Raw genomic sequence first — 11,586 nt, 5'->3', positions numbered from 1 at the left:
ACACTACTGCTGGAACGGATTGACCGAGGAGATCCTGTCCGCCGGGGGCGCCGTGATCGGCGGAACCTTGCCCCAGTCGGAGAAGGTCATCTCGATGTTCTGCTCCGCTCCGGCCATCGGCATCCTGGTGGCGACCTTGGTGGGCAGCCCCTGCCCGTCGATCCACACGTCGTAGGTCATGACGACCCCTGCGAGCGACTTCTTCATCGCCTCCAGCGCCGCCTTGGGGTCGGCGCCGGAGGTACCGCCCGCGACGCCGCCGACCATCTCCTCGAGGATCTTCTCCATCTCGGGCGTCGCCATGGCCTTCGACATGTCGATCTTGATGGTGTAGCGCGTGTCGTCGCCGTCGGGCGCGGCGGCGGTGAGCTCGCCCACGCCGGCCATCCTGGCGCTCTGGCTCGGGTCGGCCATCTTGCCGATCTGCGAGAACAGCTTGCTCATCGGATTGTCGGCGGGCAGCTTGACCCACGGCTTGCCGGGCTCGGGCTCGGGCTCGCCCGCCGGGGTCTCGATGTAGATGGCCTCCTGCAGGATCAGGATGCGCATCTTCTTGCCGGGCTGAACCTCGGTGGTCGTCTCGATGTTGAACGTGCCGGGGCTCACGAGCTCCAGGGCCATGGAGGCGCTGGTGGGCTGGCCCGCGTTGGTGCCGCTCATGGTCGCGCGGAAGCTCTTGAGCTCCTCGAGCTTCCTGGCCATGACACCGGAGACCTCGGCGGCGCTCTTCAGCTCGGCCGCGGCCACCGGCGGCTGGGAGGTGGGTGCCGTTGTGGCGCTGATCTGCGGCCCTCCGCCCGTCTGCGACCCGCATCCCGTCAGCACGGCCAGGCTGATCGCGGCGGCCGCCAAAGAATGACGCATGATCGTAACCCCCGTAAAGTGGCGGTAAAGGGCTCAAGACGCTATCAGAACCTCGTTGGTCGGGCGCGCGTAAATGTGCGGTCGGCAGGGCATAAAACCCCAGGGCACCTGTCTCCAATGGCATAAACGGTGGCGGGGACCCCTCGTGTAACGACAGACTTGGGGAAGGACGGTGCCGTGGTACCCATCCGTCGGGCCGTCCGGCGGAGGTCCACGTGATGGAGTCGCCCGGGTCCCAGGAGGGGCCGCAATTCGGGGCATGCCGCGGCATGTCCCCCTGGTTTCTGATACGCGGGCATCAGAGGGGTGACCTCTGATGCGCCAAGTCCTGCTGCTCAACGCCACCTACGAGCCACTGACCACCCTGTCACTGCACCGGGCGGTCATTCTGGTTCTGCGCGAGAAGGCCGACGTCGTGCACCGCGACGGAAGAGGAGCGGTCCTCCGCTCCGCGACCTGCACGCTCGACGTTCCCTCGGTCATCCGGCTGCGAAGATACGTCCGCATCCCCTACCGGTCGCGGATCCCCCTCACCAGAGCCGCGCTCATGCGCCGCGACGACTACCGCTGCGCCTACTGCGGCCAGCGAGCGGAGACCATCGACCACGTGATCCCGCGCTCCAAGGGCGGGCCCCACACGTGGGAGAACTGCGTCGCGTCGTGCATGACCTGCAACCACCGCAAGGCCGACAAGTTCCTGGAGGAACTCGGCTGGTCCCTGCGGGTCGCACCCGCCGTCCCCCGCGGGGCGCACTGGCGGCTCATCGGCGCGCAACTGCTGGGCGACCCGCAGTGGGCACAATATTTGGAGGCGGCCGCCTGACCGGGGATGACACCATTTCGGCATGTGGACGATCAGCGAAGACCTCGATGAGTACACCAAGCATGCCGAGCCGTACCTTCTGACCGACCCGGTGGCCAACACGGTCCCGCTGACCGTGTTGGCCAACCTCCGGGCGGGGATGCCGCGCGACGGCGCCTACTTCGGCTGGTACACCGTCGACGGCGAGGTGCGCGGCGCCGTCTTCCGCACCCCGCCGTTCGCGCTCGGCCTCGCCGGGATGCCGCTCGAGGCCGTGCCCGCGCTGCTGGAAGCGCTCGGCGGGCGCGAGATCGACGCCACCCAGGGGCCGCTGCCCATCGCCGAGGCCGTCGCCGCCGGACGCCGGATCACCCACAACCGCGCCGAGCGCCTCTACCGCCTCGGCGAGCTGACCGTCCCCGCCGGCGTGCCCGGCCACGGCCGCGTCGCCACCGCCGCCGACCTCGACCTGCTGACCGGCTGGGTGACGGCCTTCCTCGCCGAGGCCACCTCCGACCCCGGCCACGGCGTACGGCAGACCGTCGAACGCCGCACCGCCCGCGGCGACCTCGTGCTGTGGGAGGACGGCGGAGCCCCCGTCGCCTTCGCCGGCGTCTCCCTCCCGGCCGGCGGCGTCTCCCGCATCGGACCCGTCTACACGCCGCCCGAGGCCAGAGGGCGAGGGTACGGCAGCGCCGTCACCGCCTTCGGCAGCCGCTACGCCCTCGACACGCGCTCCCAGCACGTCGTGCTCTTCACCGACCTCGGGAACCCGACGAGCAACAAGATCTACCAGGCGATCGGATACCTTCCCGTCTCCGACTACGCCCACATCACCTTCTAAACTGGCCGCATGCCGCGATACGACTTCCGCTGCCGCTCCTGCGGTTCCACCTTCGAGGTTTCCCGTCCCATGTCCGCCTCCGGCGACCCCGCGACCTGCCCCGGCGGGCACGACGACACGGTCAAGCTGCTGTCGACGGTCGCGATGACAGGCAACGCCGGCGCCCCGGCAGGCGGTGGCGGTGGAGGCGGTGGCGGCTGCTGCGGCGGAGGTTGCTGCGGCTGACCCGACGCCGTCCCGGCTTCACCACGGCCGAATCGCCGGCGTCGTTCCGGCCTTTACCACCCCTGAGCGGCCGGTGTCGTTCCGGCCCTCACCACCCACCCCTGAGCGGCCGGTGTCGTTCCAGCCCCTACCGCCCCTGAGCGGCCGGTGTCGTTCCAGCCCCTACCGCTTCTGAGCGGCCGGTGTCGTTCCGGTCTTACCCCCCGCTGGCTCCCGCGTCGTTCCGTCCGCTACCGCGGCTAGCCCGCTGGCGTCATGTCGGCCTGCCGGAGGTCAGCGGGTCGCGGCGCGTGCCTCTCGCACCACCATCCGCGCGACCTGCTCCACCGTCGAGATCCCCGCGCCCATCGAAGGGCTGTGATCCGACAACACGGCTACCAGCAGCTCGTGCCCGCCGACGGTCAGCCTCCCCACGCTGTTGACCGTCCACAACCCACCGTGCACACGCGCGGGCAGCCAGCCGTTCTTCACCTGCGCGTGCCGGTCGAGCGACCCCACACCCCAGCGCTGCTCCCTCACCACCGTCGACATCAGCCGCATGGCCAGCTTCCTGTTGCCGGCGGTGAGCGGCCCGCCGGGATCGGTGAGCCGATCGAGCACCTCGACCTGCTCGGAGGGGAAGCTGCGGGTCGAGCCCCAGTAGTAGCCGGAGCCCGGCCAGGTGTCGCGGATGCCGAGGCCGCGCAGAGTGCGCTTCAGCCCGCCCTGGCCGCCGATGCGGTCGTAGAGGCGGTGGGCGCTGGAGTTGTCGCTCCGGCGGATCATGCTGGTGGCCAGCGAGCGCTCCCAGCTCGCCACCTGCCGGTGCTCTCGCTGGGCCTTCAGCAGCAGGGCCAGGAGGATGTCGACCTTGGCGACGCTGGCCAGCAGGAAGTGCTCGTCCTCGCCGTAGTCGTAACGGGCACCGTTGGTGCGGTCGTAGACGGCGACGGCCGCGCGGCCGGGGCGCTGGCGCAGATAGCGGGAGAGCGAGCGGTCGAGCCGCTGCCGCCACCCGTCGCCCGGTCGCGCGTCACCGTCCGGAGCCACCCGGCTCCCGGCCACGGCCGAGGGGACGGCAGGCGCCCGCCCACGCACCACCCCGGAGCCCCCGCCGACGGTCAACCCCGGCACCACGCCAGCCAAACCACGATCGCCGGACAACCCGGGAGGAGCCTCGTCGCCGGGCGACCCGGGCAGAGCCCTCGCGCCGGGCGACCCAGGCAGAGCCCTTGCACCAGGCGACCTGGGCAGAGCCTCCGTGCCAGGCGCCCTCGCCCAAGCCGTCGCCCCCGGCAGAGCCGTCGCCTCCGGTAGAGACGGCGCGCCGGGCGACCCCGCCCAGGCCGCCGCGCCAGGCGACCCCGGGAAGCCGTTCGTGTCGCGCGACCCCATGCCACGTGGCCCGGCCAGGAACCCCGCGCCCGGTGTCTCCGCCGAGGCCCCAGCGCCGGACGGTCCGAGCAGAGACGGCGCGCCGGGCGACGCCGCCAGAGCCGCCGGGTCGGACGACCTCGGATGCGCCTCCGCGCCAGGCGACGCCGCCAGAGCCGCCGCTCCTGGCGCCCCCGGCAGAGACGTCGCGACCGGCGACCCTGCTGCAGCCGCCCCCGGTGACCCGGGCAGAGCCTGTGCCCCAGGTGAGGCGTCCGGCCCTGGCCTCGTCGGCGAGGGCAGGGCGCGGGTGGTGGGGGCCTGCTCGCAGCCGGTCACCAGGGTGAGCGAGGCGAGCAGGCAGCAGGCACGAATGCGCATAAACCGGAGCTTGTCACCCGCCACCCCAACAATCGGGGTGGCGGACGGTCAAGCACCGACCATGATCACATCACGCCACGCGCCTGCGCTGGAACGGCAGGAACCGCTCAGCCATGTGCGGCCGGGCGGGGGTGAGTGTCGGCTCGACGGCGATGATCCGGTCGAACCGGAAGGCGCGGATGCCGCGCCGCATCCGGCAGACCCCGACCAGATACCAGAAGTCCTTGTGGACCAGGCACGTGACCGGCTCGACGTCGCGGGTGGTGATGGTGCCCGCCGCGTCGCGGTAGTGCAGGCGGATCATGAGGCGGCTGGTGATGGCGTCGGCGATGACCCGCGCGCGTGAGGCCACGTCGGCGGGCAGGGGCTCGGTGAGGGTCGCCAGCGTGGTGGCGATGGCGTCGTCGTCGACTTCCAGGTGCTCGAAGGCCAGGCGCAGGCCGCGCCGTGCGGTGACGGCCTGGGGCCCGGCTCCGAGGTGGGCCAGGGACAGGGCGAGGGCGGCGATCTCGGCGGTCGTCAGTGAGCGGGTGGAGGGCTTCACGACTGTCGTCATACCCAAAGAATAGACGTCGCCACCGACACTTTTCGAAAGCCTGTACGGGATCAAGTCTGGGTGAGCCGCCGCAAACGGCGGCTCACCCGAGAGTCCCGACTGCCGGTAACGGCGGCACCCGGGAGCGCCGACCGTCCGGATACGGCGGCTCACCCGAGAGTCCCGACCGCCCGGAAACGGCGGCTCGCCCCAGAGCCCGGGTGCCGCCGGTAACGGCGGCACCCGGGAGTGGTCAGTGAGCCAGCTGCGACAGGTCGCGCGAGGCTCCGGTCGACGCCGACGTGGTCATCGCCGCGTACGCCTGCAGCGCGGCGGTCACCGGACGGTGACGGTCGCGCGGCCGGTAGCGACCCAGCTCCGACAGCAGCCGCTCGCGCCGCGCCGCCAGCTCCTCGTCGGAGACCCGCAGCTCCATCGAGCGCGCCGGGATGTCGATCTCGATCGTGTCGCCGTCCTCGACGAGGGCGATGATGCCGCCCTCGCCCGCCTCGGGGGAGGCGTGGCCGATCGACAGGCCGGAGGTGCCGCCGGAGAAGCGCCCGTCGGTGATGAGCGCGCACGCCTTGCCCAGTCCCTTGCCCTTGAGGAAGGAGGTCGGGTAGAGCATCTCCTGCATGCCGGGACCGCCCTTGGGCCCCTCGTAGCGCACGACGACCACGTCGCCGGCCTTGACGCGGTCGTTGAGGATGCCGTCGACGGCGTCCTCCTGCGACTCGAACACCACGGCCGGCCCGGAGAAGCGCCAGATCGACTCGTCGACGCCGGCGGTCTTGACCACGGCGCCGTCGCGGGCGAGATTGCCGTAGAGCACCGCCAGGCCGCCGTCCTTGGTGTAGGCGTGCTCGAGCTCGCGGATGCAGCCCGCGGAGCGGTCGACGTCGAGGGAGTCCCAGCGGTTCGACTGGGAGTAGGGCTTGACCGTGCGCACGTTGCCGGGCGCGGCGTGCCACAGCTCGACGGCCTCGGGCAGCACGGTCGGGGAGACCGGGTCCCAGGCGGCGATGACCTCGCCGAGGCTGCCGCCCGCGACGGTGGGGCTGGAGCTGTGAAGCAGCCCGGCGCGGCCGAGCTCGCCCAGGATGGCGGGGATGCCGCCGGCCCGGTGGACGTCCTCGATGTGGTACTTGTCGGTCGCGGGGGCCACCTTGCACAGGCACGGCACCCGCAGGGAGATCTCGTTGATCTCCTTGAGCCCGAAGTCGACGCCTGCCTCGCGGGCCGCGGCCAGGATGTGCAGGATCGTGTTGGTGGAGCCGCCCATGGCCACGTCGAGTGCCATGGCGTTCTCGAAGGCGTCCTTGGTGGCGATGTTCAGCGGCAGCACCGAGGCGTCATCGTCGTCGTAGTAGGTCCGGGTCAGCTCGACGATGCGGCGCCCGGCGCGCTGGAAGAGCTCCTTGCGCGCGCTGTGGGTGGCCAGGATCGTGCCGTTGCCCGGCAGCGCCAGGCCGATCGCCTCGGCCAGGCAGTTCATCGAGTTGGCGGTGAACATGCCCGAGCAGGAGCCGCAGGTCGGGCAGGCGTTCTCCTCCATCTGCAGGAGCTCTTCGTCGGAGACGTTCTCGTCGGCCGCGGCGATCATCGGGTCGATGAGGTCGAGCTTCTTGCCCGGCGTCTTGCCGGCCTCCATCGGGCCGCCGGAGACGAAGATGGTCGGGATGTTGAGCCGCATCGCGGCCAGCAGCATGCCCGGGGTGATCTTGTCGCAGTTGGAGACGCAGATCATCGCGTCGGCGCAGTGGGCGTTGACCATGTACTCGACCGCGTCGGCGATGAGCTCGCGCGAGGGCAGGGAGTAGAGCATGCCGCCGTGGCCCATGGCGATGCCGTCGTCGACGGCGATCGTGTTGAACTCGCGCGGGATGGCGCCGGCCTCGCGCACCGCGTCGGCCACCACCTTGCCCACCTCGGCGAGATGCACGTGGCCTGGGACGAACTGGGTGTAGCTGTTGGCCACGGCGATGATCGGTTTGCCGAAGTCGCTCCCGGCTACACCAGTCGCCCGGAGGAGGGCCCGGGCGCCGGCCATGTTCCTGCCGTGGGTGACTGTGCGAGACCTGAGGGCGGGCATTACCTATCTCCCATCACTTGCGAGTCTTCACATCGTACGGCCCGCGACCGCTGGATGAGACGCCCGTCCACGCGATGGACAGCGAGCGAAGATCACCGTGAAGATGGATGGGTGGCGCACAGCAGGGGGCCATGGTGGATTTCCGCCCCGGCGCCGCGGTGCTGCACGCCGGAGTGATCAACGATCACCGTGGAGAAGCCGGGCACGACCCAGCGCGCCGGCTTCGACATCGCCCTGGCCAAGCGGCTGGAGAACCGGCTGAAGGTGAAGTGTTCGTCCCGATGGGGATCGAGCATGGGCCTGGCGGAGGGCGCCTGGCGCGACTTCCTCGTCGCCCACCTGGCGCCCGCCGATCCTCTGCCTGCCAGCCGCCCGCGATGGACCGCTGTGAATACCGCTAGCCGTCGCCGTAGCGCGGCGGGAGCACCTCGGCGGCGATCTCGTAGAGGCGGTCGATCTCCGTCTCGGTGAGCGCCTTCTCCCGCTTGGTGATCCACTTGCGCGCCCGGCCGCCTTCGTAGACGTCGACGCCCTTGATCGTCATGATCTTCCAGGGCACCGCCGGGCCGTAGATCGCCAGTGAGGGCACCACGGAGACCTCGCGGCCGTAGACCTCGGAGATGTACTTGCTCGCCTCGGCGGCCTCGAAGTGGGCCTCGGCGAGGCGGGCCTTCATGTCGAAGGGTCCGTGGAAGAGCTTCTTGCCCATCTGCACGCGCACGGACAGGCGCTTGTCCCACTTCTCGGAGTCGACGGCGTAGACGCCGGTCGGTCCGATGACCAGGTGGTCGATCTGCGCCTCGCTGCCCGGGATCGCCCTGGCGTGCAGGGTGCGGTAGCCGTTGCGCTCCAGTTTGCGCAGCTGCGCCTCGGTCCTGCGCTCGGCCACCGACGATCGGCGCCAGGCGGGCACGGACGAGGACTTGCGCGCGCGGTACACGGTGTCGACGATCGCGGCCACCACGGCCGCCGTCACTCCGACCTGCCAGTTGCCGGTCAGGAAACCGACCGCCACCCCCACGGCCAGCGCCACCAGAAGGCGGTTGCGCAGGCGCTTGAAGCGGGGTTGCTGGAGGAGTCCGCGGACGTTTGCCCGCTCGATGGGAGCGAAGGCAGGCTCAAGGGCCTCGGGCTCGGGGCGTGCGGCCTCGGGCCGTTCGCTCACCCAGATTGGTGACGCAGTGTGACCGTCGTCTCGCTGCTTGGCGGAATCCACGTAACTCACGGTAGCTCGAACGCTCGAGGAGTGCCTAGTCATGACCCGTCCATAGTTTTATGGCCCAGGTCAACGGATAGGTTGCCGGATTTCCGGGTATCTACCCTTTTCCTCTCTAGACAACTACTGTCCGGTACGTGGCGTACATACACGATCTCACCGCCATCGAGCAGGCGGAAGCCGTCAGGCGCAGGGAAATCTCACCAGTCGAGATCGCCGAGCACTACCTGGACCGCATCGAACGCCTCGACCCGCAGGTGGGCGCCTACGTCACGGTCGCACGGGACCGTGCCATCGAGCAGGCCCGCGCGCTGGAGCAGGGCACCCCCGAGGGCGAGCTGTACGGCGTGCCCATCCCGATCAAGGACCTCAACCTCGTCAAGGACGTCGCGATCCACTTCGGCTCGGCGACCTATGCCGATTTCGTCGCCCCCGTCGACGACACGGTCGTGGAGCGCCTGCGCGAGGCCGGCACGGTGATGCTCGGCAAGACCGCCACCCCCGAGTTCGGCCTGCCCTGCTACACCGAGACCGCCGTCTCCCCGCCCACCCGCACCCCATGGGACCTGACGCGCTCGGCGGGCGGCTCCAGCGGCGGCGCCGCGGCGGCCGTCGCGGCAGGGCTCGCCCCCGCCGCCCAGGGCAGCGACGGCGCCGGATCGATCCGCATCCCCTCGTCCGTCTGCGGCCTGTTCGGCATCAAGCCCACCCGCGGACGCATCAGCTGGGCGCCGATCATCCCCGACCTGGCCGGCATGTCCACCAACGGCCCCATCGCCAGGACCGTGGCCGACGCCGCAGCCCTGCTCGACGTCATGACGCACAACTCGCCGGGCGACCTGTTCCTGGCACCGCCACGCGAGGGCGCCTTCCTGCAGGCCGCCCGCCGCGAGCCCGGCCGCCTGCGGATCGCCCGCTACGCCCAGCCCGCCGTACCCGGCACCGAGCTCGACCCGGCCGTGCTGGCCGCCTACGAGGAGGCGGCCAAGACCCTCGCCTCGCTCGGCCACGAGATCGTCGACATCGACCCGCCCTTCACCTCGGCTGTGGTCGAGCCGTTCACCACGCTGTGGTTCACCTTCGCCTGCATGCACCCGGTCGCCCTGGACAAGCAGGACCTGCTGCGTCCCATGACCGCCTGGCTGCGCGAGCGCGGCTTCGCCGTACCTGCGCCGTCCTTCCTGCAGGCCCAGGCGGCGCTCCAGCTCGCGACGCGGACCGCGCTGATCGTCACCGACGCCTACGACGCCGTCCTGACCCCCACCGTCACCCTGCCGCCCCGGCCGGTCGGCTGGTTCGAGGAGGGCATCACACCGGAGGAGGGCTTCGAGCGCATGAAGCGCTTCGCCGCCTTCCCCGCGATCTACAACGTCACCGGCCAGCCCGCCGTCAACCTGCCGCTGCACTGGGACGAGCAGGGCCTTCCGATCGGCGTCATGCTCGCCGGGCGCATCGGCGGCGAGAACACCCTCATCTCGCTGTCGGCCCAGGTCGAGGCGGCGCGCGGCGGCTTCTGGGGCAACCGCCGGCCGCAGGTGTGGGAGGCGTAGATCCTGGGTCTGGTACGGCACGCCGCCCGGGATTAACGTCAAAAGGTGGACAGCGCGCTGGAGATCCTCGGTTTCCTCATCGGCACGTCCGTGGGGTTGTTCCTGCTCATCAGCCTGATCGTGCTGGTCCCGGGACGCGGCACCGACAAGAAGGCGGCCTCGGGAGTCGTCTGGCTGGGCGGCCCCGAGCGCAGTGAGTACGGCGTCAGCACCTCGGGCCTGGTGCTGGCCGACCGGCCCGCGCACTGGGCGCCGCCTCCACGGTCCGACTGGCCGGAGGTGGCGCAGGTCGCCGAGCCGGGCAGGCACATCGGCGGCGCGTCGGCGGGATGGTGACACAACGATGCCAACGACTCTGACCACGGCCCAGGCCGACGACCTGCGCCGGGCGATCGAGACGGCCGAGCGCCGCAGCAGGCTGCGTTTCGGCGTCTACCTGGGCCCTCCCGTGGGCAGCAGGCGCCACTTCGCCGAGAAGCTGCACGCCGCGCTCGGTGATGAGGCCGCCGACTCGGTCGTCGTCTTCGTCGACGTGCACGGACGCGCCCTGGAGATCGTCACCGGCGAGACGGCGCGGCGCAGGCTCCCGGACGGATCGTGCCGCCTGGTGGGCATGTCGATGGCGACCGCCTTCAGCGCGGGCGACCTCATCGGCGGCCTGCTGTACGGCGTGACCGCCCTGGCCGACCACGCGGTCGCCAGGCGCTAGGCGTCGCGCTCCAGCAGCGTCACCACGTATTCGCTGAGGTCGGCCAGCAGCGTCGAGGGGACGATGGGCGCGTCGGCGATCGCGGAGAAGACCGACTGCAGTCCCGCCAGAGGGAAGCCGTCGTCCTTCCTGGCAGCCGAGCCGACCTCGTTCTTGTCGAGCGCGGACCGGCTGCGATCCCAGGCGTCGAGCACCTCCTCGGGCGAGGGCACGCCGAACCCGTGACCGACGGGAGCGGCATGGCGCAGCCGTACGAGAGGGGTCTCGGCGAAGGCCAGCGCGGTGCGTGAGCGTACGGCGAGCAGCGCGCGGGCCTCCTCGGGGATCCAGTCCATCGCCGTGCAGGGATTGCGGCAGGTGGCCACGCACACGCCGATGGCCCCGGCGACCTGGCTGTGCTGGCGGTCGAAGTAGGCGCGCCAGCCCTCGGCGGGCTCGCCTGCCACCCGCAGCGTGCGATTGGTGGCCGACTGCTCGGCCTTGGTGTGGTCGCACTCGCGGTCGCCGATCACCCCGAACCTGCTGCCGGGCGCGCTCAGCCCTTCCGGCCAGCGCGCGGGGTCTCCCGCGTGGCCGAGGTCGGGCTCGAAGGCCAGCAGCGGGAGGTATTCGCTGGCGATGTGCACCGTGGCGATCATCGGGCTCAGCTCTCGCCGGTGCCACCTGATCGCGATGACCTCCAGCAGCAGGGAGTAGGCGGGCCGCAGCGACTCCAGCGCGCCGCGCGGCTGCTCGCGCGGCGTCTGCGGCATGCTGCGCGCCCGCGCGCGACGGCGCAGGTCGGCGGGTACGGCACGCGCTTCGGCGTTGAAGTCCTCCGCGTCGAGCGTCAGCAGGCGCTGCCCGAACTCGCACACGTCGGCGATCTCCGGCGTGGGCGCGAGCGCACCGAGATCGGAGAAGGCGTAGCGCCGGGCGAGAGCGATCAGCAGATCGCGCGTGGTCTTCACGCGAACACTCTAAGAGAAGCCGATGATCTCATCGAACGTGTTCGCTCCGGTGCAGGAGGCGACCC

12 protein-coding genes are annotated in these 11,586 nt (G+C 71.0%); 6 read left to right on the top strand and 6 right to left on the bottom strand.

The genetic code is table 11. From position 1 onward, the window contains the following. Positions 1-3: 3 nt before the first annotated feature. Positions 4-864, bottom strand: a complete 861-nt coding sequence (locus HNR30_RS23810) for an SCO4651 family lipoprotein (protein WP_181612255.1) — start codon at positions 862-864, stop codon at positions 4-6. A gap of 316 nt (positions 865-1,180) precedes the next feature. Between HNR30_RS23810 and HNR30_RS23805 the strand changes: the two genes are divergently transcribed. From HNR30_RS23805 to HNR30_RS23795, 3 genes are read left to right on the top strand one after another with little or no spacing between them, the layout of a single operon-like run. Beyond that, the gene (locus HNR30_RS23805; protein ID WP_181612254.1) at positions 1,181-1,687 is read left to right on the top strand and encodes an HNH endonuclease; all 507 of its coding nucleotides are present in this window, start codon (positions 1,181-1,183) and stop codon (positions 1,685-1,687) included. A gap of 22 nt (positions 1,688-1,709) precedes the next feature. Then, positions 1,710-2,510, top strand: coding sequence for a GNAT family N-acetyltransferase (locus HNR30_RS23800; protein ID WP_181612253.1), 801 nt, complete (start codon positions 1,710-1,712; stop codon positions 2,508-2,510). A gap of 9 nt (positions 2,511-2,519) precedes the next feature. After that, positions 2,520-2,735 carry an FmdB family zinc ribbon protein gene (locus HNR30_RS23795; protein WP_181612252.1) on the top strand — a complete coding sequence of 72 codons (216 nt, stop codon included), beginning with the start codon at positions 2,520-2,522 and terminating at the stop codon, positions 2,733-2,735. A 273-nt stretch (positions 2,736-3,008) separates the two neighbouring features. Here HNR30_RS23795 and HNR30_RS23790 read toward each other — a convergent pair whose 3' ends face one another. The 4 genes from HNR30_RS23790 to HNR30_RS23775 form a co-directional block, all read right to left on the bottom strand. Beyond that, on the bottom strand, positions 3,009-3,848 hold the full coding sequence (locus HNR30_RS23790; protein WP_220133959.1) for a serine hydrolase: 840 nt from the start codon (positions 3,846-3,848) through the stop codon (positions 3,009-3,011). A 691-nt stretch (positions 3,849-4,539) separates the two neighbouring features. Then, positions 4,540-5,025 carry a helix-turn-helix transcriptional regulator gene (locus HNR30_RS23785; RefSeq protein ID WP_181612250.1) on the bottom strand — a complete coding sequence of 162 codons (486 nt, stop codon included), beginning with the start codon at positions 5,023-5,025 and terminating at the stop codon, positions 4,540-4,542. Positions 5,026-5,257: 232 nt separating this feature from the next. Beyond that, positions 5,258-7,096 carry a dihydroxy-acid dehydratase gene (gene ilvD / locus HNR30_RS23780; protein WP_181612249.1) on the bottom strand — a complete coding sequence of 613 codons (1,839 nt, stop codon included), beginning with the start codon at positions 7,094-7,096 and terminating at the stop codon, positions 5,258-5,260. 397 nt (positions 7,097-7,493) lie between these two features. Beyond that, on the bottom strand, positions 7,494-8,261 hold the full coding sequence (locus HNR30_RS23775; RefSeq protein WP_312894593.1) for a nuclease-related domain-containing protein: 768 nt from the start codon (positions 8,259-8,261) through the stop codon (positions 7,494-7,496). A 188-nt stretch (positions 8,262-8,449) separates the two neighbouring features. Between HNR30_RS23775 and HNR30_RS23770 the strand changes: the two genes are divergently transcribed. From HNR30_RS23770 to HNR30_RS23760, 3 genes are read left to right on the top strand one after another with little or no spacing between them, the layout of a single operon-like run. Further along, positions 8,450-9,862 carry an amidase gene (locus HNR30_RS23770; protein WP_181612247.1) on the top strand — a complete coding sequence of 471 codons (1,413 nt, stop codon included), beginning with the start codon at positions 8,450-8,452 and terminating at the stop codon, positions 9,860-9,862. A gap of 45 nt (positions 9,863-9,907) precedes the next feature. After that, the gene (locus HNR30_RS23765) at positions 9,908-10,198 is read left to right on the top strand and encodes a hypothetical protein (RefSeq protein WP_181612246.1); all 291 of its coding nucleotides are present in this window, start codon (positions 9,908-9,910) and stop codon (positions 10,196-10,198) included. Between the two features lie 7 nt (positions 10,199-10,205). After that, positions 10,206-10,571, top strand: a complete 366-nt coding sequence (locus tag HNR30_RS23760) for a DUF5130 family protein (protein ID WP_181612245.1) — start codon at positions 10,206-10,208, stop codon at positions 10,569-10,571. Here HNR30_RS23760 and HNR30_RS23755 read toward each other — a convergent pair. Next, positions 10,568-11,521, bottom strand: a complete 954-nt coding sequence (locus tag HNR30_RS23755; RefSeq protein ID WP_181612244.1) for a hypothetical protein — start codon at positions 11,519-11,521, stop codon at positions 10,568-10,570. The genes HNR30_RS23760 and HNR30_RS23755 overlap by 4 nt on opposite strands. Positions 11,522-11,586: the final 65 nt, after the last annotated feature.

It is taken from the genome of Nonomuraea soli, from assembly GCF_013761175.1.
Lineage (GTDB): Bacteria > Actinomycetota > Actinomycetes > Streptosporangiales > Streptosporangiaceae > Nonomuraea > Nonomuraea soli.
Note: the sequence above shows the minus strand (reverse complement) of the source record. Positions and strands in the feature narration are given on the sequence as shown.

Excerpts from the sequence above, each read along its gene's own strand:
- ilvD (WP_181612249.1), bottom strand. The coding sequence starts at position 7,096 with ATGCCCGCCCTCAGGTCTCGCACAGTCACCCACGGCAGGAACATGGCC.
- HNR30_RS23795 (WP_181612252.1), top strand. The coding sequence starts at position 2,520 with ATGCCGCGATACGACTTCCGCTGCCGCTCCTGCGGTTCCACCTTCGAG.
- HNR30_RS23800 (WP_181612253.1), top strand. The coding sequence starts at position 1,710 with ATGTGGACGATCAGCGAAGACCTCGATGAGTACACCAAGCATGCCGAG.
- HNR30_RS23805 (WP_181612254.1), top strand. The coding sequence starts at position 1,181 with ATGCGCCAAGTCCTGCTGCTCAACGCCACCTACGAGCCACTGACCACC.
- HNR30_RS23760 (WP_181612245.1), top strand. The coding sequence starts at position 10,206 with ATGCCAACGACTCTGACCACGGCCCAGGCCGACGACCTGCGCCGGGCG.
- HNR30_RS23810 (WP_181612255.1), bottom strand. The coding sequence starts at position 864 with ATGCGTCATTCTTTGGCGGCCGCCGCGATCAGCCTGGCCGTGCTGACG.
- HNR30_RS23785 (WP_181612250.1), bottom strand. The coding sequence starts at position 5,025 with ATGACGACAGTCGTGAAGCCCTCCACCCGCTCACTGACGACCGCCGAG.